The following is a 22,320-nucleotide window of genomic DNA, read 5'->3' on the forward strand; positions in this document are numbered from 1 at the left end:
CTTTGTACGTTTTCGCACGTCGAGGGCTGTCTCATCCCGGCATCGGCCGCCTGCGAAAAGAGTGGCGAGCTCAGCGGCGCCGACCGATAATTTCGTTCGCTTTCCCAGGAATCATGGCCAAACTGCTGAAGCTACGCATCGGGGTCGCGGACGACCCGACGGCCCTGCAGCCATCGCTGAACGATTGCCTCGAGGCCGTTCTGCAACAGGCCGATGTGCTCGTGAACGACATGCTCGCGGGCCTGGTGGCCGCCACCGCGCCCAACAGCGCCAAGCGCATCGCCGGTTTCCAGCAGGCGGGTCTCAAGGCGGCGATCGAGCATCTGTCGGGCGAAGCCAGGGCGGTGGTCGCCACTTACCGGGCCGAGCTGAGCCAGCTGGTGTACGAGGGCGGCGGCAAAGAAACGCTGCACACGGAAGCCCTGCGCTTCGAGGACCTGCGCCTGTTCGAGGACGCGCAGCTGGACCAGAGCATCGAGGTCGCGCGCGCGCAGCAGGAGGTGATGGTCGCCGTCGACGACGTGCTGCCCATGCTCGATTCGCTGGTGAGCACGCTGCTGGGCTGGCGCACCATCCAGCCCGGCCTCAACCCGATCCGGCCCGACGTCTTCGTGCGCGCGCTCCAGGCCACGCTGGCCCGGCATGTGCCCGATGCCGCCATGCGCGAGCTGCTGGTGGCCCCGGCAGCGGGCCTGCTCGGCACGAACCTACGGCGCCTCTATCGCGAGCTCGCGGACTGGCTGCGCTCCAGTGGCGTGGAGGCCGCGGTTCCTATCAGTGGCCGCCTGCAAAAGGGCGGCGGCGCCAGCGGCGCGCCGGTCGGCGACTCCATGCAGAAGACGCTGCTCACGCTGGACCGCCTGCGCAAGCTCCTGCACGGGGACTTCGACGCGAAGACCGCGAAACCCGACTTCCTGCACACCATGCCGGCATCGATGTCGCTGCTGCAGGAAATGAAGCAGGCCGATGCGCTGATCCAGAAGCTCGAGGCCCGGCCGAAGCCGACGCAGCCGCCGGCGGCCGGCCCCGTGGACATGCTGGCAGCGCCGGAAAAGGCGGAGCCCGAGGCGCCGCAACTGCGCCTGGGCGTGCAGCTCGGTGCCGAAGTCGTGCGCCTGATGTTCGAGAACCTCGGCGGCGACAAGCGCCTGCTGCCCGGCTTCAAGCAGCAGCTGGCGCGCATCGAGCCCGTGGTGCTCAAGCTTGCGGCGGACGACTCTCGCTTCTTCTCCGACCGCACCCATCCCGCGCGCCAGTTCCTGGACAAGGTGACCCAGCGCAGCCTCGGTTTCGCCGGCGAGGACGATCCGGGCTGGCGCCGTTTCATGGCGACCGTGGAAGACGCGGTCCAGTGGCTGGACAGCAAGATCATCGATGCCGCGATCTTCGGCGAGCTGCTCGAGCACCTGCAGGAGCAGTGGGGCGGGCACGACCAGAACCTGCGCCAGCGCCGCGAGGAGGCCGCTCGGGCCCTGCTGCATGCCGAGCAGCGCAACCTGCTGGCGCAGAAGCTCGCCGCGGAGTTCGCCGAGACGGTGAAGGATCTCGACGTGCCCGATTTCGTCGGTGACTTCCTGCGCACCTCGTGGGCCCAGGTGGTGGCCGAGGCGCAGCTCAGTTGCGCCGATGGCTCGGACGACCCGTACGGCTATCGTGCGATGGTCGAGGACCTGGTGTGGAGCGTGCAGAAGAGCACCGCCACGCGCGGGCGCGCCAAGCGCCTGGTGCAGATGATCCCCGGCCTGCTGTCCAAGCTGCGCGAAGGGCTGGACCGCATCGAGTACCCGCCCGAACTCACCGCACGCTTCTTCAACAACCTCATCACGATCCACCGCGCGGCGGTGCACGAAGGGCGCGATGCGGTCAGCCAGGCCGCAGCCGATGCGGTGGAGGCCGAAGAGTCGCGCTTTTCCGACGAGGAACTGGCCGAGGCCATGCTCTGGCTCGACCGGAAGGAGGCGGAGGATTCCGGCTGGATCGACGAACAGGTGCTCTCGCCCGAGCATGTCGCCAGCCCCGAGGCGGTGGCGGTCGAGGAGCCGCCCGCCAACGTCCGCGTCGGCGAGATGAGGACCGGCACCTGGGTCGAGCTCAGTGTCAAGAACGAGTGGATCCGCGCCCAGCTCACCTGGGCCAGCCCCGCCGGCACGCTGTTCATGTTCACCTCGCAGGCCGGCACGGCGCATTCGATGTCGCGCCGCACGCTCGACCGCCTTCGCGGACAGGGGCACATCAAGGTCATCGCCGAACGCAACGTGGTGGACGAGGCGCTCGACCAGGTGGCCAAGCAGGCGCTGCAGAACAGCCTCGACGGCAAGCAGAAGTAGCCCGGCGCGCGAGGCGGGGATAATGCGGGGTTTCCCCGCATTTCCCAAAAGCAATGGCGCAATACGTCTACACCATGAACCGCGTCGGCAAGATCGTGCCGCCGAAGCGGCAGATCCTGAAGGACATCTCGCTGTCGTTCTTCCCCGGCGCCAAGATCGGCGTGCTGGGCCTGAACGGCTCGGGCAAGTCGACGCTGCTGCGCATCATGGCCGGCATCGACAAGGAGATCGAGGGCGAGGCCATCCCGATGCCGGACCTGAGGATCGGCTACCTCCCGCAGGAGCCGCAGCTCGAGCCGGAACAGACCGTGCGCGAAGCGGTCGAGAGCGGGATGGGCGAGGTGATGGACGCCAAGAAGCGCCTCGAAGAGGTGTACGCGGCCTACGCGGAGCCGGACGCCGACTTCGACAAGCTGGCGGCCGAACAGGCCCAGCTCGAAGCCATCATCTCCACCTCCGGCGGAGGCGACGAGCACCAGCTGGAGATCGCCGCCGATGCGCTGCGCCTGCCCGAGTGGGACGCCGTGATCAAGAACCTGTCGGGTGGCGAGAAACGCCGCGTCGCCCTGTGCCGGCTGCTGCTGTCCAAACCGGACATGCTGTTGCTCGACGAGCCGACCAACCACCTGGACGCGGAATCGGTGGAGTGGCTGGAGCAGTTCCTGCTGCGCTTCCCCGGCACGGTGGTGGGCGTCACGCACGACCGCTACTTCCTCGACAACGCCGCCGAGTGGATTCTCGAACTGGACCGCGGCCGCGGCATCCCGTGGAAGGGCAATTACTCGTCGTGGCTGGAACAGAAGGAAGCCCGCCTGGAGCAGGAGCAGAAGGCCGAGGACGCGCACACCAAGGCCATGAAGAAGGAGCTGGAGTGGGCGCGCCAGAACCCGAAGGCGCGGCAGGCCAAGAGCAAGGCCCGCCTCGCGCGCTTCGAGGAGCTTTCCGATTACGAATACCAGAAGCGCAACGAGACGCAGGAGATCTTCATCCCGGTCGCCGAGCGCCTGGGCAACGAGGTGATCGAGTTCAACGGCGTGAGCAAGTCCTTCGGCGACCGCGTGCTGATCGACAACCTCAGCTTCAAGGTGCCGGCCGGCGCGATCGTCGGCATCATCGGCCCGAACGGCGCCGGCAAGTCGACGCTGTTCAAGATGATCGCGGGCAAGGAGAAGCCGGACGCGGGCGTCGTGAAGATCGGATCGACCGTCAAGATGGCCTTCGTGGACCAGAGCCGCGACGACCTCTCCAACGAGAAGACGGTGTGGGAGGACATCTCCGGCGGCCTGGACATCATCACCGTGGGCAAGTTCCAGATGCCCAGCCGCGCGTATTGCGGCCGCTTCAACTTCAACGGCGGCGACCAGCAGAAGAAGGTCGGCCTGCTATCGGGCGGCGAGCGCGGGCGCCTGCACCTGGCCAAGACGCTGATGCAGGGCGGCAACGTGCTGCTGCTGGACGAGCCGTCGAACGACCTCGACGTCGAAACGCTGCGTGCGCTGGAAGACGCGCTGCTCGAATTCGCAGGCTGCGTGATGGTGATCAGCCATGACCGCTGGTTCCTCGATCGCATCGCCACGCACATCCTCGCGGCCGAAGGCGATTCGCAATGGACCTTCTTCGACGGCAACTACCAGGAGTACGAGGCCGACAAGAAGAAGCGCCTCGGTGAGGAAGGCGCCAAACCCCATCGCGTTCGCTACAAGGCCCTGAAGTGATCCCCAGGCGGGCTCAGGCGAAGCGCCCGCGCACCAGCTGGATGTTCTGCCGCAGCGCGTAAAGCTCGTCCGCGTACGACAGCGGCACATGGATGCGGCCCGCGCGCGCATCCAGTTCCTCCAGTTCCTTCGCGAGTTCCGCACGATCGGTGCCTTCGTCCTGCAGGCGCGCCTCGATCGAGCGCAGCTGGCCGTACCAGCGGAAGATGCGCGAGCGGATGCGGAAGGTGTAGAGCGGGGGAATGACGCGCGAGAGCGGCAGCAGGATGGCCAGGATGATGCCCAGGGCCAGCCACATGCGCTCGACCAGGTTCGCGAGCCAGAAGGGCAGGTAACGCTGCAGGAAGGGCTGCGCGTTCTGCAGCGCCCGCTGCGCCTCGGGCGAGAGCGGGAATTCGCTGTGCTCCGGGTTCGGGAACGCGCCCGCGCGGTTGAACCAGCCGGCCGGGCCGTGGATGCTGCGCGCGGCCTGCACGAACAGCTCGATGATCGCGGGGTGCGTCTCGTGCCGCGTGAGCAGCGACGTGGTCGTCGCGACCAGGCGCATGTCGGACGCGGGCACGTCGCGCGCCAGGTCCACCACGCCGCGCGGCAGTACCGCCGGCGTGAGGAAGGGGAAGCGCCGCGAATAGGCCTCGCTCTGCGCGAAGTCCATCAGCTTCACGCCGGGAGTCTGCAGCAGCATCTGCACGAACAGCGATTCGGGCGCGGAGGTGAACACGATCGCGTCGAGTTCGCCATTCAGGAACGCCACCACGGCCGGCGTATCGTCCAGGCGCGACACGTTCTTGAGGTTGGCCATGTCGATGCCGTTCGCCTCGAACAGCTTGCGCATCAGCCGCGGTGCGCCGCTGCCGCGGGCACCGATGTTCAGGCGCCAGCCCTGCAACTGCGTCAGCGACGCGAGCACCGGGATGTTCGCCTTCTTCGCGCTGTCCTCGCGGTAGAACAGCCAGAGCGGCTCGACCATCAGGCTGCCGAGGGATTCGATGCCGCTGTCGTTCTCGTCGGCCTGGGTGCTGCCGCCCTGCACGAACCCGATGTCCGCCTTGCCCTCGCGCAGCAGCCGCAGGTTCTCGGCGGAGCCGTTGCTGGGGACCAGAACGACCTCGATGCGGTTCGCGGCCAGGGCCTTCTTGTACCGCTTGCCGAACTCGTCGTACGCGCTTTGCGCCGGCCCGGTGGCGAGCCGCACGTGCTTGGGCGGGTTGGGGTTGAGCCACAGGTAGGCGAGCACCAGCAGAGCGATGGCAAGTACGGCAAACGGACCCGCCGAGACGAGCAGTTCGCGGATGGAGACCAGGGTGTAGCGGATGGTTTTGGTCATGCGAGGTCGCGGGCAGCGGGCAGGTGGAGCTTGCCGGCGCGCACGGATTGCGCGGCGCGGATGGCGCGCACGACCGCGCGCGCGGTGACTTCGGCGGCCATCGTCCCCAGCACCATCATGCCGGGCGACTTTTTCGCGCGGCCGGTGCCCAGCGCGAACAGAGTGTCGCCGTCGGACATGGTGTGCACCGGGTTGATCGCGCGCGCCAGGCCGTCGTGCGCCATGGTCGCGAGCCGCGTGGCCTGGGCTTTCGTGATCGCCGCATCGGTGGCGATCACGCCGATGGTCGTGTTGGTGCCGGCCAGCAGCGGCTTGGGCGCGTCGCCGCGCAGGATCGCGCGGCGCGAATCGACGAGCGACTTGCCGTTCTTCGTGCGGGCACCGGCAATCGGGCGGCCCGTGTCGGGATCGACCACGTCGCCCAGTGCGTTGCAGGCGATGAGCGCGCCCACGGTGACGCCGTCCACCGTGAGCGACGCGCTGCCGATGCCGCCTTTCATCGCGCGGGCTATGCCGAAGATCTTGCCGACGGCGGCGCCGCTGCCCGCGCCCACATTGCCTTCGGCGGGCGCGCGCGTCGAGGCCGCCTCGCACGCCGCGTAGCCGGCTTGCGCGTCGGGACGGATCTTCGCGTCGCCCACGACCAGGTCGAACAGCACGGCGGCGGGAACGATGGGCAGGCGTGCCACGCGCACGTCCAGGCCGACGCCCTGTTCCTCGAGCCAGTGCGCGACGCCCGTGGCCGCATCGAGCCCCCACGCGCTGCCGCCGGCGAGCAGGATGCCGTGCACCTGGTCCACGAGGTTCGTCGGCGCGAGCAGGTCGGTCTCGCGCGTGCCCGGTGCGGCGCCGCGCACGTCGACACCGGCCACGGCGCCTTCGCGCGCGAGCACGACCGTGCAACCGGTGGGACGGCGCGTGTCGGTGAAGTGACCGACCTCGATGCCGGCGACGTCGGTGATCGAAGCGATGCGGGGCATCGGGGCATTATCCATGCATGAGCATGGAGGCCCTGTCCTACAAACCTTGCTCGGTATCGGCCGACAAACCCGGAGTGAAGAGCTTCCTACAGTGATGCTTTCGGCGAGAGGAATTCACCTATGAACAGCGAAACGATGGACACCGGCGACACCATGGGCGTCACCGGCCAGGGCACCACGGGCCTGAACGGCACGAGCGCCAACCCGCAGGCGCAGGTCCAGCGCGTGGCCGAGAAGGCGCATGCCGCCGTCGACACGATGGCGCAGAGCATCAGCTCCGGCACCGAGCGCGTGATGAGCTGGCAGCAGGAATACGGCGACATGGCGCGCGAGCAGGTCCGCCAGAACCCGCTGATGATGGTGGCCGGCGCCTTCGCGCTCGGGTACGTCCTCGCGAAGATCACGCGCTGACAGAATCGGGGGCGTGAACGCACGTCCCATCCTCGCCGCACTGGCGGCCGCACTGCTCTTCGGCGCGGGCACGCCACTCGCCAAGTCGCTGCTGGCGCACGCCGGTCCGTGGCTGCTGGCCGCATTGCTGTACCTCGGCTCCGGCGCGGGTCTGGCCATCACGCGCGTGCTCGGCCGCGCGCACGGGCCCCGGTTGCGCCCGGGCGAAGCGAAGTGGCTGGCCGGCGCCGTCGTGTCCGGCGGCGTGATCGGGCCGGTGCTGCTGATGCTCGGGCTGGCGGCGATGCCGGCGTCCTCGGCATCGCTGCTGCTCAATGCCGAAGCGGTGTTCACCGCGGCGATCGCATGGATCGTGTTCCGCGAGAACGTCGATGCGCGGATCTTTCTCGGGTTCCTCTGCATCGTGGCGGGTGCTGCGCTCATCAGCTGGCCAGGTTCGCTGGAGTGGGCGGGCTGGCGCCCTTCGCTGGCCGTGCTGGGCGCGTGCCTGGCCTGGGGCATCGACAACAACCTCACGCGCAAGGTGGCGCTCGCCGACGCGTCGTGGATCGCCATGGTCAAGGGGCTCGCGGCCGGGGCCACGAACCTGGTGCTGGCGTCGATGCTTGGCGCCACGTGGCCACCGCTGCCCACGGTGGCCGGCGCGGCGCTCGTCGGTTTCGCCAGTTACGGCGCGAGCCTCACGCTGTTCGTGATCGCGCTGCGCGGCCTGGGTACGGCGCGCACCGGTGCGTACTTCTCGGTCGCACCGTTCTTCGGCGCCGTGGTGGCGATCGCCTGGCTGGGCGAGCCGGTGACGCTGCCGCTCGTCCTCGCCGGCGTGCTGATGGCGATCGGTGTCGCGCTGCACCTGTCCGAACGGCACGAGCACCGGCATGCCCACGAGGCGATGGCCCATTCGCACGAGCACGTGCACGGCGAGGGCGACGAGCACCACGACCATCGCCACGACCCGCCGGTCGCGCCGGGCACGCGGCACACGCATCCGCACGAGCACACCCCGTTCGCGCACAGCCATCCCCATTACCCGGACGCGCATCACCGGCACCAGCACTGACGGCGGTCTTGTGATTGAATGCGCGGCGAGACAAGGAGGTTGCCACGATGTACACGCTGTATGGCTTCAAGGGCACCGGCTCCGCCGCGGCGGAGATGGGCCTGCATGTTGCCGGCTTCGAATACCGCACCGTGAACGTGGCGAGCTGGGAACCGACGTCCGCCATCGAGGAACTGCGCCGGGTGAATCCGCTGGTGCAGATCCCGACGCTCGTGCTGCCCGACGGCAGCGTGATGACCGAGAGCGCGGCGATCCTGATCCACCTGGGACTCGTCGCGCCACCGGGGCTGCTGCTGCCGGCCGATGCGGCGGCGCGCGCGCAGTGCATCCGCGGGCTGGTCTACATCGCGGCCAACTGCTACAGCGGCATCAGCATCATCGATTACCCCGAGCGCTGGACGACGGATACCGACAAGGAGCGGCTCGACGCGGTGCGCGCCGGCACGCGCCGGCGGCTGCACCGGCACTGGGAGATCTTCGCCGACACGTTCCAGGGGGCGCCGTTCTTCAACGGCGCGGCGCCGGGCGCGCTCGATGTCCTCGCGGCCGTGGTATCGAAGTGGGCGGGCACGCGGCCCCACCTGCGCGTACACCGGCCCGCCTTCTTCGAACTGCTGGAGCGCATCGAGTCGCATGACTCCGTGGCCCCGGTATTCGCCGCGCACTGGGGGAAGTGAGATGCCGCAACGTCCCGTCAACGTCCACGACGCTTACCACGCCCACATCTACTTCGGCCCGGAGACGCTGGAGCAGGCGCGGGCGCTCGCGCAGGAAGCCGGCCGCCTGTTCAAGGTGGCTGTCGGACGCGTGCACGAGCGGCCGGTCGGTCCGCATCCGGCGTGGAGCGTGCAGCTCGCGTTCTCGCGGAGTGAATTCGGCAAGCTGATTCCGTGGCTCGACGAGCACCGCGGCAATCTCGACGTGCTGGTGCACGGCCTGTCGGACGACGCGATCGCCGATCACACGAAGTACGCGTACTGGCTCGGGAACGAGTGGCCGCTGGACCTCTCGGCGCTCGATTAGTCCAGCGACGACAGGAACTGCTTCAACTCGGGCGTCTTCGGCGCGCCGAAGAGTTGTTCCGGAGGGCCCATCTCGTGCACCTTGCCCTGGTGCATGAAGATCACGCGGTCGCTGACCTTGCGCGCGAAGTTCATCTCGTGCGTGACCATCAGCAGGGTCATTCCGTCCTCGGCCAGGCTTTCGACGACGCGCAGCACCTCGCCCACCAGCTCGGGATCGAGCGCGCTGGTGATCTCGTCGCACAGCAGCACGGCCGGCTGCATGGCCAGCGCCCGCGCGATCGCGACGCGCTGCTGCTGGCCGCCGGAGAGCTGGTCGGGCATCGCATCGAATTTCTCCGCGAGGCCCACGCGATCGAGCAGCTTGCGCGCCATCGTCTGGGCATCGGCGCGGTTCGTCTTCTTGACCAGCGTCGGCGCGAGCATCACGTTACGGCCGACCGTGAGGTGCGGGAACAGGTTGAAGCTCTGGAAGATCATGCCCACGTGCTGGCGCAGTTCGCGCATGGCCATGCTGCTCTCGTGCAGCAGCGGCTTGCCGTCCACGGTGAGCGAGCCTTCCTGGAACGTCTCCAGGCCGTTGATGCAGCGAAGCAGCGTGCTCTTGCCGGAGCCGCTTTTGCCAATGATGGCGATGACCTCGCCGCTTTGCACGGTGAGGTCGATGCCCTTGAGCACTTCGTTCGTGCCGAAGGACTTGCGCAGGGCGGTGATCTGGACGACGGGTTTCATGCGGGCCTCAGGCGGCGCTCCAGGCGCTTGGCATACCAGCTGATCGGGAAACACAGCGCGAAGTACAGCAGCGCCACGCAGCTGTAGACGAGGAAGGGGCGGAACGTGGCATTCGTGATCATGGTCCCGGCCTTCGTGAGCTCGACAAAGCCGATCACCGAGGCGAGCGCGGTGCCCTTGATCACCTGCACGAGGAAGCCCACGGTCGGCGCGATCGCGATGCGGACGGCCTGCGGCAGGATCACGTGCGCCAGCTGCTCGCGGAAATTCAGCGCCAGGCTCTGTGCGGCCTCCCACTGGCCCTTCGGCACGGCCTCGACGCAGCCGCGCCAGATCTCGGCGAGGAACGCGCTCGTGTAGAGCGTGAGGGCCAGCGCCGCCGCGACCCAGGGCGATGTGTTGATCCCGAACAGTGCGATGCCGAAGTAGGCGAGAAAGAGCTGCATCAGCAGCGGCGTGCCCTGGAACAGTTGCACGTAACCCGCGACGACGCGCTGCGCCACGCGGCGCTTCGTCATGCGCGCGATGAGCAATGCGAGGCCGACGAGCCCGCCGCCGACGAACGCGATGAGCGACAGCGCGATGGTCCAGCGCACCGCCAGCAGCAGGTTGCGAACCACGTCCCAGAAGGCGAATTCGATCACGGTGCGCTCAGAAAAGGAACCTGGGACCGGCCCAGTTGAGCAGGCGGCGCACGCCGACGGCCAGCAGCAGGTAGATGCCGGTCGCAACCATGAACGCCTCGAACGCGCGGAAGTTGCGGCTCTGGATCAGGTTCGCGGCGTAGCTCAGTTCCTCGGTCGAGATCTGGCCGCACACCGCGGAGCCGAGCATCACGATGATGATCTGGCTCACGAGCGCCGGCCACACCTTGCGCAAGGCCGGCGGCAGCACCACCCGCATGAACACCTGCGCGCGCGTGAGCGCCAGGCTCAATGCGGCTTCGACCTGCCCGCGCGGCGTGGCCTCGATGCCGGCGCGGATGATCTCCGTCGCATAGGCGCCCAGGTTCACCACCATCGCGATGACGGACGCGGTTTCGGGCGACAGCCGCACGCCTGCGGCCGGCAGCCCGAAGAACACGAAGAACAGCTGCACGATGAAGGGCGTGTTGCGGATCAACTCCACGTACGTGCCGGCGATCGCGCGCAGCCACGCGGGGCCCTGGCTGCGCGCCCACGCGCAGGCGATGCCCACCGCGACACCCACCAGCGCCGACACGGCCGTCAGGCCGAGCGTCCACGCCACGCCCTTGGCCAGCATGGGCCATTGCGAGAGGACGGCGAGGAAGTCGAAGGTGATGCGCACGGCGCGGGCTTACTGCGGCAGGTCGCCGACGGGCCGGCCCAGCCACTTCATCGCGATCTTGTCCATGTCGCCGTTCTTGCGAGCCTCCAGGATGATCTCGTTGACCTTCAGGCGCAGCTTGTCCTCGCCCTTGCCGACGCCGATGTAGTTGGGCGAATCCTTCAGCACGAACTTGTACTCGGTGCCCAGCTGCGGGTTCTTGGACATCATCGCGCCGGCCACCTGGGCGCTGGTGGCGATCAATTGCACCTGGCCCGCGACATACGCCGACACGGTCGAGTTGTTGTCCTCGAAGCGGCGCAGTTCCGCGGCGGGCGGCGCGACCTTGGTCAGTTCCATGTCGTCGATCGAGCCCCGCGTGACGGAGATCGACTTGCCGGCGAGGTCGGCCGGGCCCTTGGCCGCGAGCGTCTTCGGCCCGAACACGGCGATGTAGAAGGGCGAGTAGGCGATGGTGAAGTCGATGACCTTCTCGCGGTCCGGGTTCTTGCCCAGCGTGGAGATCACGAGATCGGCCTTCTTCGTCTGCAGGTAGGGGATGCGGTTCGCCGTCGTGACCGGGAGCAGCTCCACCTTCACGCCCAGCTTGGCGGCGATGTAATTCGCCACGTCGATGTCCAGACCCTGGGGCTTGAGGTCCGTGCCGACGAAGCCGTAGGGCGGGAAGTCGGTCGGGATCGCGATCCGGATCTCCTTGGCCTTCATCACGTCGTCCAGCGCGGTCTGCGCATGGACGGCCGTGGCGGCCAGGGCCGAGGCCGCGAGGGCCAGCGTGAACAGGCGGCGGGTGGGCTTCATAGCACTTCTCCTAGGTAGGTGGACCGTTTCCTTGTATGCAAGTCCCGTGCCCCCGGCCGGACCGGCGCCAGGGCGGTGCGCAATTTGTGCAGCGGGTCGTCGCCCGGCGCCTGCAGCTTGCGCTGCCAGGTGGACAGGTGCGCCGCCATCAGTTGCTCGGCGCGCTTGAGGTCGCCCGCTTCGAGCGCCGCGACGATCTCGACGTGTTCCGCGCAGGACTGCGCAGCGTCCTCGGGCGACTGGTAGCGCATGGCAATGAGGGTGGTGCGCGCGGTGAAGTCGCGCAATGTCTCGGCGAGCAGGGAGTTGCCCAGGCACTCGGCCAGGCAGACGTGGAAGTCGCCCAGAAGGAAGCTGCGCATCCCGACGTCGCTGCCCTTGACCGCCGCCTTCTGCCGCGCGAGGTGGGTGCGCAGCCGCTGCGCCGCGGGTTTGTCGATCGCCTTCGTGCTGCGGATCAGGCCGGTCTCGATCACCTTGCGGGCCTCGAAGGCTTCGCGCGCCTCGTCGGCGCCGGGCTCGACGACGTACCAGCCCCGACGCGCGCTCACGGTGACGATGCCGCGCGCCGCCAGCCGCGTGAGCGCCTCGCGCACGATGGTGCGGCTGCAGTCGAACAGCATCGCGAGCTGCTGCTCGCCCAGGCGCGAGCCGGGTTCGAGCTTGCGCGCCATCACCGCTTCGAGAATGCGGTCCGAGATCTCCGACGACGTGGCCATGGTCGCATGGCAAGCATCGGCCGTGCCAACTGGTATACAAGCTTGGTGCACCGCGCTGGTTCGCGGTGCGCCTCAGAAGTGCAGTTCGACCCGCCCGATACCCTTCAGGTCACCAAGCACGTGCATGCCCTCGCCGGCGAACAGCAGGCCGCTGCACGACCCGGTCGTGACGATGTCGCCCGCGCGCAGCGGCCGCCCGCGTTGCGCCGCATGCCAGGCCAGCCACGAGAGAAGGTGCCAGATGTCGCCGGCGCGGTTGGCGCCGCGGCAGCTCGCGACCGGCTGGCCGTCGAAGGCGAGGTAGGCCTCGACCTGGCGCAGGTCGAGCGCGGCGGGACTGATCGCCGACGGCTCGCCCAGGACCAAAGCACCATGGCATTGCAGGTCGGCGAGCAAGGAGAGGGGATCGGCCTCGCGCACGTCGGCGAAACGCGATTCGACGGCCTCGATGACCGGCAGGACGCACTCGATCGCATCCTGCAGTTCGCCACGCGCGATCCGCGGCGAGCGGGGTTCGAAGTCGCGGGCGAAGCGCACCGCGACCTCGACCGCGATGCCGCGCATCCGCCAAGGTGCACCGACCAGCGACGCGCCGGTGCCGAAGATGCCCGGCGCGGGCAGGGGCGCGCAATGAGGCTCCAGCTCCGGTCGCGGGGAGCCCACCTTCCATCCGCCCGCGCCGCCCAAGGCATCCACTGTCGAGTCCTGCACGGCGTAGGCGCCGTCGCGGCCCGGCGGGCACACGGTCGCGCTGCGGATCGGGCGGCCGCCCTGGCGCGCGGCGACGAGGCGGCGCGCAGCCTCGTGCACGTCGAATGAGGCGGTCATCGATCCATGATATCGGCGGCGTCGCGCAGGTGACGCGTAGGGGAATCCTCCCGATGCGAGCGGCGCGTCACCCGGTTTAGTCTTCGCGCATGGATCGTCCGCACCACAAGTTCTGGCCCGCGCGCCTGCCGCATTCGCTCACCCCGCCCGCCACGTCGCTGTGGGACAACCTGGCCATCAGCGCCCGCCGCTACCCCGACAAGGCAGCGCTCGTGTTCTTCGGCCGCGTCCATTCATACGCCGAAGTCGTGCGCTTGGCCGAAAGGCTGGCGGCGCGCCTGGCGTCGCTTGGCGTGAAGAAGGGCGACCGCGTGATGCTCGACATGCAGAACTGCCCGCAGCTCCTGATCGCGCACTTCGCGATCCTGCGCGCCAATGCGGTCGTGGTGCCGGTGAACCCGATGAACCGGGCGGAAGAGCTCAAGCACTACATCACCGATCCGGACGCGAAGGTCGCGATCACGACGGCCGATCTCGCGCCCGAGATCGCGAAGGCCAGCGACGCCTTGCCCGCCGAGCAGCGTCTCGCCCACCTCATCGTCACGCAGTTCACGGATGCGTTCGATCCCGAGGACCCGAATGCCGATCCGCTGCCTGCCGCGTGGCGCGACTGGCTGCTGACGAAGCACGCGCTGCCTGGGATCGCGGGCGGCCAGGTCATGGCCTGGCAGGCGGCGCTGGACAACGCGCTGCCCCTGCCCGACTTGCAGGCGGGTCCGCTGGACCTGGCCGTGCTGCCTTACACCAGCGGCACCACCGGCCTGCCCAAGGGCTGCATGCACCCGCACCGCAGCCTCATGCACAACGCGGCGTCCAGCACGGTATGGGGCAACGGGACGGTGGAGACGGTCGCGCTGCAGGTCGTGCCGATGTTCCACATCACCGGCATGGTGAGCGTGATGCACTCGACCATCTACATGGGCGGCACGCTCGTGATGATGCCGCGCTGGGACCGCGAGCTGGCCGGGCGCCTCATCTCGCGCTGGAAGGTCACGTCGTGGACCAACATCCCGACCATGATCATCGACCTGATGGCCAGCCCGAATTTCGCGCAGTACGACCTGTCCAGCCTCAAGCACATCGGTGGGGGCGGTGCGGCGATGCCGCAGGCCGTGGCCCAGCGCCTGTTCGAGCAGTTCGGCCTGCAATACGTGGAAGGCTACGGCCTGACCGAGACGGCGGCGCCCTCGCACAGCAACCCGCCCGACCGGCCCAAGCAGCAGTGCCTGGGCGTGCCTTTCATGAGCTGCGACGCCCGGGTGATCGATCCCGATAGCTTGCGCGAAGTGGCGACCGGCGAACAGGGCGAGATCGTCGTGCACGGCCCGATGGTGTTCGATGGCTACTGGAAGCGGCCCGAAGCCACGCAAGCCGCCTTCATCGAGTTCGAGGGCAAGCGGTTCTTCCGCACCGGCGACCTCGGCCGCATGGACGAGGACGGCTATTTCTTCCTGACCGATCGCCTCAAGCGCATGATCAATGCCTCGGGCTTCAAGGTCTGGCCGGCCGAAGTGGAGGCGCTGATGTTCCGCCACCCGGCCATCGCCGAAGCCTGCGTGATCGCGGCACGCGACGCCTACCGGGGCGAGACGGTGAAGGCCGTGGTTGTCCTTCGCCCGGGCCAGGAGGGCAAGGTGAGCGAGCAGGACATCATCGACTGGTGCCGCGAGAACATGGCCGTGTACAAGGCACCGAAGATCGTCCAGTTCGCCGCCAGCCTGCCCAAGAGCGGCAGCGGCAAGGTGATGTGGCGCACGCTGCAGGAGCAGGAGTCCCGCTAGCGGCCTCCAGCTCGACTGTCGGCCCCTTCCTACATGGCGATGGGGCGGATCGGCTTAGGATCGCGGCCTGATGGAGCTGCGTGTCCTCATCCATGCCCAACGCGCGCGTGATGCCGCGGTCGTGAAGGACATCATTCAGCCCAACCACGCAGCCTGCATCTGCGAAACGCCCGCGGAGCTGGTGGCCGCCATGAAAGAGGACGCTGCCGCAGCCGTGATCACTGAAGAGGCGCTGGCGGACGAATCGCTGGCCGGGCGATTGAACGAGTGGCTCGTCACCCAGCCGCCCTGGTCCGACTTCCCCTTCATCGTGCTCGCCTCGCGCCAGGCCGGCCCGCGATCGGCCTTCGCCCTGGACATCCTGCACGGGCTGGGCAACGTGATCCTGCTCGAACGCCCGCTGAATGCCGAGACGCTGCTGTCGGCCGCGGATGCCGCCGTGCGTGCGCGCCGGCGCCAGTACGTCACGCGCCAGCACCTGGAGGAGATCAACCGGGCGCAGGCCGAGGTACAGAAGCTGAACACCGAGCTCGAGCACCGCATCGAGACGCGCACGCGCGAACTGGCCATGGCCAACAACCGGCTGATGAAGGAGATCGCCGAGCGGGAGCGCGCGCAGGCAGCGCTGACGCAGGGCCAGAAGATGGAAGCGATCGGGCGCCTGACGGGCGGCATCGCGCACGACTTCAACAACCTGCTGCACGTCGTCAACATGAACCTGGAGCTGATCTCGCTCTACGCCAGGGACGAGAAGGTCAAACCCGTGGTCGACCGGGCGAAGTCCGCCGCGCGCCGCGGCGCGAAGCTCACCGGACAGCTGCTGTCGTTCGCGCGCAGCCAGTCGCTGCATCCCAAGCTCACGCACGTGAACAAGTTGCTGCTGGGAATGCGGGACCTGGTCGAGATTTCCGCGGGTTCCGCCGTGGCGGTGGAGTTCGACCTGAGCGAAGAGGATTGCGCCATCGTCGTCGACCCGAGCCAGCTCGAGATGGCCGTGCTGAACCTCGCGGTGAATTCGCGCGACGCGATGCCCGAAGGTGGCACGGTGAAGATCGCCACCCGCGCCCGGTGCGGCACGGACGTCGAGGGCCAGTTGCCCAGGGGCGACTACGTCCTGCTCTCCGTCACCGACAGTGGCCCCGGCATCCCGCCGGCCCTGCTGTCTAAGGTCTTCGAGCCCTTCTTCACCACGAAGCCGCTGGGCAGCGGCACGGGCCTGGGCCTGAGCCAGGTGTACGGCTTCGCGCGGCAATCGGGCGGGCTCGCGTTCATCCGCAGCGAAGTGGGCAAGGGCACGACGGTGGAGATGTACTTTCCCTGCGCACCCGAGAACGTCGAGGACGCAACCGAGCCGCCCGGCGCGTCGACCATGCCCGCGGGCGAGCGCTCGCGGAACATCCTGGTGGTCGAGGACGACGCCGATGTCCGCCGCGTGATCGTCGAGTGCCTGGGCCTGATCGGCTACAGCGTGACCGAGGCCCCCAACGGTGCGGAAGGCCTGCAGGCGATCCAGCGCTGCAAGCCGGACCTGCTGGTGGTCGATTACGCGATGCCCGACATGACCGGCGCGGAAGTGATTTCGAAAGCACGCGAAATGGTCGGCGACCTGCCCGTGATCCTCGCCACGGGCTATGCCGACATGGCGGCAGTCGAGCGGCTCGCCGGCAAGCCCACCGTGCTGCGCAAGCCGTTCGACATCAACTCGCTGGGTTCGGCCGTCGCCACCGCCCTGCATGGCGGCCAGAGCGAGCGCGCGCTCAGCACAGCCTGATCTTCCGTTGCCGCGAGCCATCCTCGACTGCCTGATCGTCGGCGGCGGACCGGCCGGGTTGATGGCGGCCGTTTACCTGGGGCGCTATCAGCGCAGCGCGGTCGTTGTCGACGAGGGGCGCAGCCGGCTGGCCATGATCCCGAAGACGCGCAACGTGTTGGGCTTTCCCGATGGCGTCGTCGGCATGGACCTGCTGCAGCGCATGCGCGACCATGCGGCGCGCTTCGGCGGGCGGCTGGAGATGGGGCGCGTCGAGCGGATCGAGAAGCAGGGCGATGTTTTCGAAGCCTGGGCCGGATCCACGCACTTGCGTGCGCGCTTTGTGATCCTGGCCACGGGAGCCCGCGACATCGAGCCCCAGCTCACGGGTTTGGCGGAATCGCTGAAGGCCGGGCACGTGCGCTATTGCCCGGTGTGCGACGGCTACGAGACGCAGGGCAAACGGGTGGCCGTGCTCGGTCGTGAAGCCCATGGCCTGCGCGAATCGGCGTTCGTGGCCGGTTTCGACAACGAGGTCACCTGGCTTTCGCTCGGCACGCACGTGAATTGCGACCCGCGGGAAGTCGAGCGCCTGCGCGCGCAAGGCGTGAAGATCGTCGAGCACGATCCACGCCACATCGACTGCGATGCAGAAGAAGGCATCGAAGTCGAAATGAAGAACGGCGAGCGCCTGCGGTTCGACGTGCTCTACCCGGCGCTGGGCCTGAAGCACGCGTCCGAGCTGGCCACGGCGCTAGGCGCCAGGGCGAACGAGGCCGGGCAGCTCGTCGTCTCGGATCACTTCGAGACCACGGTGCCGGGCCTCTTCGCCGCCGGCGACGTCGCGTCGGGCCTGAACCAGATCAACGTCGCCGCCGGCGAGGCGGCGATCGCGTCGACCGAGATCCACAACCGCCTGAAGTGACGCGGCTCAGTGGCGCACCTTGGCCTGCTGCTGGGCAGGTTGACCGCCGGTGCCGATCTCGATGCGCTTGCTGCGCTCCTGCTGCGGCTGCTTGGGCACGTGGATCGTCAGCACCCCGTGCTTGAAGTCGGCATGCACCTGATTCGCGTCCGGCTCGAACGGCAGTTGCAGCGAGCGCTGGAACCGCCCGTAGCTGCGCTCCATCAGGTGGTAATCCTCCTTCTCCTGCTCGGCCTCGTGCTTCTTCTCGCCGCGGATGGTGAGCAGGCTGCCTTCCAGCCGCACGTCGACCTCGGCCGGCTCGACACCCGGCAGCTCGGCCGCGACGCAGATCTCGTTGTCGCGCTCCTTCACGTCCAGGCGCGGGGCCATCATCATGTTCTGCGAGGCGCTGCCGGTTCCGCTGCCACCCACGAAATCATCGAACAGGCGGTTCATCTCGCGATGCAGCTCAGTGAACGGATCGGTCGTGCGCAGGTCGCGCGATTGCGAATAAGGGGCCAGATATCTTCCGAACATGGCGGACCTCCTTTCTTTCGGGCCACCCCCCAGTGTGGGGAGTCGCTGCCCCGGAGGCTGTCGTCGCCTCTTGAGGCGCCGCGTAGGCGCAGTCGGCTGGGCCTTATTCCGCTTCGGCGATGTCGGCGCCGCGCTGCTTGAGCAGTTCACGCAGCACTGAGCGGTGGCAGTGGTTCTCGTCTTCGCAGTAGCAGCCGATGGCGAAAGAGGTCTGGTGCGAGAGTGCAGCGAGCAGGTCCAGGACGTGGCTCGCCTCGGGCTGCTTCATCTCCGCATGGAACTTGCGCTTGAACGAGGCCCACTCCTTGTCGGTCTTCGCGGCCTGGCCCTCGGCCATCAAGGGTGCGGACGGGGCCAGGTTCGGAAGCCACGTGTCGTAGAAATCGCGTTGGGCGAATTCGGACTTGGGAACACCGCGCGGCGGGCGCCGCACGGTGCCGAGGCGCAGCCCCTCGCCGGGGCTGCGCGCTGTACCGAGTCGGACGATGCGGACGGGCATGAGCGGCTCCTGGTCGGAAAACACGCACGTTATACCCGCCCGCCTCCATTCTCACTGGCCCTTGTAGAGCAGGCCCGGCGTGCTCGTGGCGAAGTTGCCCGTCGCCGCGTAAGCGAGATTGCCCGTGGCGGACATCGCGATCGCGCGCCAGTCCGTGTTCGTGCCCGGCATCGTCAGTTGGGTGAACGTCGCGCCGCCGTTGGTCGACAAGAGCACACGCCCGGTGGTCGCTGCACCCGTGGCCGTGCTGTTGGACACGGTCGCGGCGATCCGTTGCCCGTCCGAAGACATCGCGAGGAACGTGTAGTCCGCCACCAGGCTCGACCCCTTCGTCCACGTTGTGCCGCCGTCATGCGAGACGTAGATGCCCGTACCCGGACCGGTGCCGAAGCTGTTGCCGACTGCCGCAATGGTTTGACCGTCCGAGGAGATCTTCACGCGGTACCAGCTTTCGCAAGGGCCGGTGGTGAAGCACCCCGGGACCGAGACTGTCGTCGCGCCCACCGTGACGGCGACGCTGCTCCACGTCGCGCCGCTGTTGGTGGAGCGGAACATCTCACCGGTGTGCGCCACGGCGACGATCACGCTGCCGTCGCTGGACATCGCGACCGAGCGCCACCAATGGTTGGCCTGCGAATCCGGCATGGCCGCGACGGTCCAGGTCGTGCCGGAGTTGGTCGACAGCTTCAGGGGTCCGTTCTGCGCGACAGCAGCAAGCTTCGTTCCGTCCTGCGAAGACGCGATGCCTTCCCAGTTCGCCGTGCCGCTGGCCAGCGCCGTCCAGTTGGTGCCGAAGTTGGTGCTCAGGTACGCCGTGCCGCCGAATTGCACGGCGTAAAGGCGGTTGCCCGTGCCGGAGCTCGCGGTGGAGATCCAGATCCCCGATGGGCTGTCGCCCGCGGTCCAGGTCGCTCCGCTGTCATGCGAAACATGCAGGGCCCCGCCCGCCGCTTCGCCCGCCACGATCACGTCACCCGCCGTGTCAGCCGCGAGCGAATGCCAGATGCGCGCCGTCGGATCCGCGACCGCCCACGTGTATGTCGCGGGCGCGGGTGCGGGTGCCGGCGCGGGTGCCGGAGCAGGAGCGGGAGCGGGAGCGGGGGCGGGCGCGGGAGCCGGCGCGGGGGCGGGGGCGGGCGCGGGCGCAGGCGCAGCTGCGGTCGTGTCGCCTCCGCCACCTCCGCCGCAGGCACTCAACCAGAGAGCGACCAAGGCAGCGCTGATGCGCAAGGATGACGAACGGGTGGAATTCATGGGGTCTCCTGCTCGATGCTGTTGAGCCGCGAAGGTTAAGAGCCGCATGAGCCACGCTGCGTCAGCCTTTTTCGACACAGCGCGAAATGGTTTGGCTTATCAATAAGCCGGACGCGCACAGTCCAGCTTGTCAGGCCGGCACGAGCACGCGCAAATGGCCTCGCCGGATGCGGTAGTCGAGCGGCATGCGCATCCGCACCACTTCACCGTCGACCGCGACGCGCATCGAGCGCTGCCGCGTCTGCACCGTCACCCGCCCTGCATGGAGCCGGTCGAAATCGCGCGCCTGCTCGAGCCGGCGCAGGAGGGCACGCAGCGCCAGGCGCAATAGCCCGAAGCGGCCGGTGCGCTGCGTGACGTACAGGCTCAGGAAGCCCTCGTCGAGCCGTGCGCGCTCGCCGATCTCGAAGCCCGCCATCGCGTAATCGTTGTTGCCGATGAAGACGAAGGCGCTGCGCCGAAGCAGCTGCTTCCCGTCGACGTCCATCGCCAGCGTGAGCACCGGGTAGCGCCGCATCGCATCCAGCGACGCTGCGGCCAGGGCCATCCACTTGCCGCGACCGAGCCGCCGGCGCTGGCGTTCGCGATCGAGCACGATGTCCGGATAAAGGCCCAGGCTCGAGTTGTTGATGAACACGCGCCCGTTCACTTCGCCCACGTCCACCGCCTGCTCGCGGCCCTGCACGATGGTGGCGATGGCCTGGTCGATGTCGAGCGGGATGCCGGCGTCGCGGGCGAAATGGTTCAAGGTGCCGATCGGCAGCACGCCCAGTGCGATGCCGGTGCCCGCGACTTGCGAAGCCACGGCGCTGACGGTGCCGTCGCCGCCGGCCGCGACGATGCGCCGCGCGCCGCTTCGCACGGCCTCCTGCGCCGCGTGGACGATTTCATCGCCCGTGTGCACGAGCAGCACGCTGGCATAGAGGCCCTGCGCCGCGAATCGCTCTTCGAGCTCGCGGTCGTACCCGGGGCGGCAGCCTGCGCCGGCGGAAGCGTTGACGATGACGGCGGCTGTGCTCAAGCCCGCGATACTAATCTTCTATCCCGGTCACCACGCGCGCATACCGCTGCTTGCTCCAGTAAGCCGAGGCCCAGTCGATCAGCACGACGATGCGGTTGCGAAACCCGATGAGGAAGTAGATGTGCGCGAACAGCCAGAACAGCCAGGCGAAATAGCCGCTGAACTTGAAGTGGCCGATGGGCGAAGCGAGGTCGACCACCGCTGCATTGCGGCCGATGGTCGCCAGGTTGCCGTAGTCGCGGTAGCGGAAGGGCCGCGTCGGCTCGCCCGCGATGCGGCGCAGGATGTTCGCCGCGGCCCATCGGCCCATCTGCTTGGCGCCGGGTGAAACGCCGGGCACGGGCGTGGGCTCGTGTCCCGGCGCGAAGCTGCGTGCCGATGCGAGGTCGCCCACCACACTGATCTCGGAATGGCCGGGCAGCGACAGGTCGGGCTCGACGATCACGCGTCCCGCGCGGTCGGTCTGCGCGCCTGTCGCCTGCGCGAGCTGCTTGCCGAGCGGCGATGCGGCGACTCCCGCCGCCCAGACCACGCAGCGGGTCGCGACGGCGTAGGTTTCGCCTTGGGCCGGCGCGATCTCGACACGTTGCGCGTCGATGGCGACGACGCGCGAATTCACCCGCACGTCCACGCCCAGCCTTTCGAGCTGCTGCTGCGCGCGGCGACCGAGCACCTCGGGCATGGCCTGCAGCAAGCGCGGGCTGCCTTCGAGCAGGATCACCCGGGCGCCGCTCGGGTCGATGTGGCGGAACTCGCCGGGGAGGGTATCGCACGCGATCTCCGCAACGGTGCCGGCCATCTCGACGCCGGTCGGTCCGCCGCCGATGATCACGAACGTGAGCCACGCTTCGCGCTGCGTGGCGTCCGCTTCCTTCTCCGCCGATTCGAACGCGAGCAGGATGCGCCGCCGGATTTCGAACGCATCGTCGAGCGTCTTCAATCCCGGGGCGAACGGTGCCCAATCGTCGCGCCCGAAATAGCTGTGCGTCGCACCCGCCGCGACGATCAGGTAGTCGTACGGCAGCACGTGGCCTTCCTTGAGATGCACTTCACGCGCCGCGGGATCGATGCGTGTGACCTCCCCAAGCAGGCTGGTCACGTTCTGCTGCCGGCGAAAGAGGTGGCGCACCGGCGCGGCGATGGCGGGCGCGGACAGGCCCGCCGTCGCCACCTGGTAGAGCAAGGGCTGGAACAGGTGGTGGTTGGTGCGGTCGACGAGGGTGATGTCGAGGTCGGCATCCTTCAGCGCCCGGGCCGCTTCGAGGCCGCCGAAGCCGCAACCGATGATGACGACGCGGGGTTTATTCTTGTTCGCTCGCATGCTGGCATTATGCGAATGTCCGACTG

General features: G+C 68.3%; 22 protein-coding genes. 9 read left to right on the forward strand and 13 right to left on the reverse strand.

What is annotated here, in order from left to right; all coding sequences use genetic code 11:
• The first annotated feature begins 113 nt into the window (after positions 1-113).
• The gene (locus AC3EF3_RS04955; protein WP_488531041.1) at positions 114-2,327 is read left to right on the forward strand and encodes a DUF1631 family protein; all 2,214 of its coding nucleotides are present in this window, start codon (positions 114-116) and stop codon (positions 2,325-2,327) included.
• A 53-nt stretch (positions 2,328-2,380) separates the two neighbouring features.
• On the forward strand, positions 2,381-4,042 hold the full coding sequence (gene ettA / locus AC3EF3_RS04960) for an energy-dependent translational throttle protein EttA (protein WP_488531042.1): 1,662 nt from the start codon (positions 2,381-2,383) through the stop codon (positions 4,040-4,042).
• 13 nt (positions 4,043-4,055) lie between these two features.
• Here the strand turns inward: ettA and AC3EF3_RS04965 are convergent, their stop codons facing one another.
• Positions 4,056-5,369, reverse strand: a complete 1,314-nt coding sequence (locus AC3EF3_RS04965; RefSeq protein WP_488531043.1) for a TAXI family TRAP transporter solute-binding subunit — start codon at positions 5,367-5,369, stop codon at positions 4,056-4,058.
• Positions 5,366-6,349 (reverse strand): P1 family peptidase, encoded by a 984-nt coding sequence (locus AC3EF3_RS04970; RefSeq protein WP_488531044.1) that lies wholly within the window; start codon positions 6,347-6,349, stop codon positions 5,366-5,368. Before AC3EF3_RS04970 ends, AC3EF3_RS04965 begins: the two co-directional genes overlap by 4 nt.
• Positions 6,350-6,469: 120 nt before the next feature.
• On the opposite strand from AC3EF3_RS04970, the gene AC3EF3_RS04975 reads away from it, so the two are divergent.
• From AC3EF3_RS04975 to AC3EF3_RS04990, 4 genes are read left to right on the forward strand one after another with little or no spacing between them, the layout of a single operon-like run.
• Positions 6,470-6,760, forward strand: a complete 291-nt coding sequence (locus tag AC3EF3_RS04975) for a hypothetical protein (RefSeq protein ID WP_488531045.1) — start codon at positions 6,470-6,472, stop codon at positions 6,758-6,760.
• A gap of 13 nt (positions 6,761-6,773) precedes the next feature.
• Positions 6,774-7,817: a DMT family transporter gene (locus tag AC3EF3_RS04980; RefSeq protein WP_488531046.1), complete on the forward strand. Its 1,044-nt coding sequence runs from the start codon at positions 6,774-6,776 to the stop codon at positions 7,815-7,817.
• Between the two features lie 47 nt (positions 7,818-7,864).
• Positions 7,865-8,494 (forward strand): glutathione S-transferase family protein, encoded by a 630-nt coding sequence (locus AC3EF3_RS04985; protein ID WP_488531047.1) that lies wholly within the window; start codon positions 7,865-7,867, stop codon positions 8,492-8,494.
• A 1-nt stretch (position 8,495) separates the two neighbouring features.
• Positions 8,496-8,840, forward strand: a complete 345-nt coding sequence (locus tag AC3EF3_RS04990) for a DOPA 4,5-dioxygenase family protein (RefSeq protein WP_488531048.1) — start codon at positions 8,496-8,498, stop codon at positions 8,838-8,840.
• On the opposite strand, the gene AC3EF3_RS04995 is transcribed toward AC3EF3_RS04990, so the two are convergent.
• The 6 genes from AC3EF3_RS04995 to AC3EF3_RS05020 form a co-directional block, all read right to left on the reverse strand.
• Positions 8,837-9,571: an amino acid ABC transporter ATP-binding protein gene (locus AC3EF3_RS04995; protein ID WP_488531049.1), complete on the reverse strand. Its 735-nt coding sequence runs from the start codon at positions 9,569-9,571 to the stop codon at positions 8,837-8,839. The genes AC3EF3_RS04990 and AC3EF3_RS04995 overlap by 4 nt on opposite strands.
• A complete protein-coding gene (locus tag AC3EF3_RS05000) occupies positions 9,568-10,215 on the reverse strand; it encodes an amino acid ABC transporter permease (protein WP_488531050.1) in 648 nt (215 codons plus the stop codon). Before AC3EF3_RS05000 ends, AC3EF3_RS04995 begins: the two co-directional genes overlap by 4 nt.
• A 7-nt stretch (positions 10,216-10,222) precedes the next feature.
• Positions 10,223-10,879, reverse strand: coding sequence for an amino acid ABC transporter permease (locus AC3EF3_RS05005; RefSeq protein ID WP_488531051.1), 657 nt, complete (start codon positions 10,877-10,879; stop codon positions 10,223-10,225).
• Between the two features lie 9 nt (positions 10,880-10,888).
• Positions 10,889-11,677, reverse strand: coding sequence for a transporter substrate-binding domain-containing protein (locus AC3EF3_RS05010; protein ID WP_488531052.1), 789 nt, complete (start codon positions 11,675-11,677; stop codon positions 10,889-10,891).
• Entirely contained in the window at positions 11,674-12,396 is a 723-nt protein-coding gene (locus AC3EF3_RS05015; RefSeq protein WP_488531053.1) for a GntR family transcriptional regulator, read from the reverse strand. The genes AC3EF3_RS05010 and AC3EF3_RS05015 overlap by 4 nt, the downstream gene beginning before the upstream one ends.
• A gap of 72 nt (positions 12,397-12,468) precedes the next feature.
• Positions 12,469-13,224, reverse strand: a complete 756-nt coding sequence (locus tag AC3EF3_RS05020) for a 2-keto-4-pentenoate hydratase (protein WP_488531054.1) — start codon at positions 13,222-13,224, stop codon at positions 12,469-12,471.
• An 89-nt stretch (positions 13,225-13,313) separates the two neighbouring features.
• Here AC3EF3_RS05020 and AC3EF3_RS05025 point away from each other — a divergent pair, with 89 nt between their 5' ends.
• From AC3EF3_RS05025 to AC3EF3_RS05035, 3 genes are all read left to right on the forward strand, one after another.
• Complete coding sequence (locus AC3EF3_RS05025; protein ID WP_488531055.1) at positions 13,314-15,005, forward strand: long-chain fatty acid--CoA ligase; 1,692 nt, start codon at positions 13,314-13,316, stop codon at positions 15,003-15,005.
• Between the two features lie 70 nt (positions 15,006-15,075).
• Positions 15,076-16,776, forward strand: a complete 1,701-nt coding sequence (locus AC3EF3_RS05030; protein ID WP_488531056.1) for an ATP-binding protein — start codon at positions 15,076-15,078, stop codon at positions 16,774-16,776.
• Positions 16,777-16,783: 7 nt separating this feature from the next.
• Positions 16,784-17,680: an NAD(P)/FAD-dependent oxidoreductase gene (locus AC3EF3_RS05035; RefSeq protein ID WP_488531057.1), complete on the forward strand. Its 897-nt coding sequence runs from the start codon at positions 16,784-16,786 to the stop codon at positions 17,678-17,680.
• Positions 17,681-17,686: 6 nt separating this feature from the next.
• Here the strand turns inward: AC3EF3_RS05035 and AC3EF3_RS05040 are convergent, their stop codons facing one another.
• The 5 genes from AC3EF3_RS05040 to AC3EF3_RS05060 form a co-directional block, all read right to left on the reverse strand.
• Positions 17,687-18,199, reverse strand: coding sequence for an Hsp20/alpha crystallin family protein (locus AC3EF3_RS05040; protein ID WP_488531058.1), 513 nt, complete (start codon positions 18,197-18,199; stop codon positions 17,687-17,689).
• Between the two features lie 103 nt (positions 18,200-18,302).
• Positions 18,303-18,698, reverse strand: coding sequence for a DUF488 domain-containing protein (locus tag AC3EF3_RS05045; RefSeq protein WP_488531059.1), 396 nt, complete (start codon positions 18,696-18,698; stop codon positions 18,303-18,305).
• 51 nt (positions 18,699-18,749) lie between these two features.
• Positions 18,750-19,952: a WD40/YVTN/BNR-like repeat-containing protein gene (locus AC3EF3_RS05050; RefSeq protein WP_488531060.1), complete on the reverse strand. Its 1,203-nt coding sequence runs from the start codon at positions 19,950-19,952 to the stop codon at positions 18,750-18,752.
• 130 nt (positions 19,953-20,082) lie between these two features.
• Positions 20,083-20,973, reverse strand: coding sequence for a diacylglycerol/lipid kinase family protein (locus tag AC3EF3_RS05055; RefSeq protein ID WP_488531061.1), 891 nt, complete (start codon positions 20,971-20,973; stop codon positions 20,083-20,085).
• A 10-nt stretch (positions 20,974-20,983) separates the two neighbouring features.
• Positions 20,984-22,294: an NAD(P)/FAD-dependent oxidoreductase gene (locus AC3EF3_RS05060; RefSeq protein ID WP_488531062.1), complete on the reverse strand. Its 1,311-nt coding sequence runs from the start codon at positions 22,292-22,294 to the stop codon at positions 20,984-20,986.
• Positions 22,295-22,320: the final 26 nt, after the last annotated feature.

The organism is Ramlibacter sp. GS1-15 (genome assembly GCF_057785015.1).

What these genes read in the sequence shown, in the direction of transcription:
- AC3EF3_RS04955 (WP_488531041.1), top strand. Translation starts at nt 114, where the DNA reads ATGGCCAAACTGCTGAAGCTACGCATCGGGGTCGCGGACGACCCGACG.
- ettA (WP_488531042.1), top strand. Translation starts at nt 2,381, where the DNA reads ATGGCGCAATACGTCTACACCATGAACCGCGTCGGCAAGATCGTGCCG.
- AC3EF3_RS04965 (WP_488531043.1), bottom strand. Translation starts at nt 5,369, where the DNA reads ATGACCAAAACCATCCGCTACACCCTGGTCTCCATCCGCGAACTGCTC.
- AC3EF3_RS04970 (WP_488531044.1), bottom strand. Translation starts at nt 6,349, where the DNA reads ATGCCCCGCATCGCTTCGATCACCGACGTCGCCGGCATCGAGGTCGGT.
- AC3EF3_RS04975 (WP_488531045.1), top strand. Translation starts at nt 6,470, where the DNA reads ATGAACAGCGAAACGATGGACACCGGCGACACCATGGGCGTCACCGGC.
- AC3EF3_RS04985 (WP_488531047.1), top strand. Translation starts at nt 7,865, where the DNA reads ATGTACACGCTGTATGGCTTCAAGGGCACCGGCTCCGCCGCGGCGGAG.
- AC3EF3_RS04990 (WP_488531048.1), top strand. Translation starts at nt 8,496, where the DNA reads ATGCCGCAACGTCCCGTCAACGTCCACGACGCTTACCACGCCCACATC.
- AC3EF3_RS04995 (WP_488531049.1), bottom strand. Translation starts at nt 9,571, where the DNA reads ATGAAACCCGTCGTCCAGATCACCGCCCTGCGCAAGTCCTTCGGCACG.
- AC3EF3_RS05010 (WP_488531052.1), bottom strand. Translation starts at nt 11,677, where the DNA reads ATGAAGCCCACCCGCCGCCTGTTCACGCTGGCCCTCGCGGCCTCGGCC.
- AC3EF3_RS05015 (WP_488531053.1), bottom strand. Translation starts at nt 12,396, where the DNA reads ATGGCCACGTCGTCGGAGATCTCGGACCGCATTCTCGAAGCGGTGATG.
- AC3EF3_RS05020 (WP_488531054.1), bottom strand. Translation starts at nt 13,224, where the DNA reads ATGACCGCCTCATTCGACGTGCACGAGGCTGCGCGCCGCCTCGTCGCC.
- AC3EF3_RS05025 (WP_488531055.1), top strand. Translation starts at nt 13,314, where the DNA reads ATGGATCGTCCGCACCACAAGTTCTGGCCCGCGCGCCTGCCGCATTCG.
- AC3EF3_RS05030 (WP_488531056.1), top strand. Translation starts at nt 15,076, where the DNA reads ATGGAGCTGCGTGTCCTCATCCATGCCCAACGCGCGCGTGATGCCGCG.
- AC3EF3_RS05040 (WP_488531058.1), bottom strand. Translation starts at nt 18,199, where the DNA reads ATGTTCGGAAGATATCTGGCCCCTTATTCGCAATCGCGCGACCTGCGC.
- AC3EF3_RS05045 (WP_488531059.1), bottom strand. Translation starts at nt 18,698, where the DNA reads ATGCCCGTCCGCATCGTCCGACTCGGTACAGCGCGCAGCCCCGGCGAG.
- AC3EF3_RS05050 (WP_488531060.1), bottom strand. Translation starts at nt 19,952, where the DNA reads ATGAATTCCACCCGTTCGTCATCCTTGCGCATCAGCGCTGCCTTGGTC.
- AC3EF3_RS05060 (WP_488531062.1), bottom strand. Translation starts at nt 22,294, where the DNA reads ATGCGAGCGAACAAGAATAAACCCCGCGTCGTCATCATCGGTTGCGGC.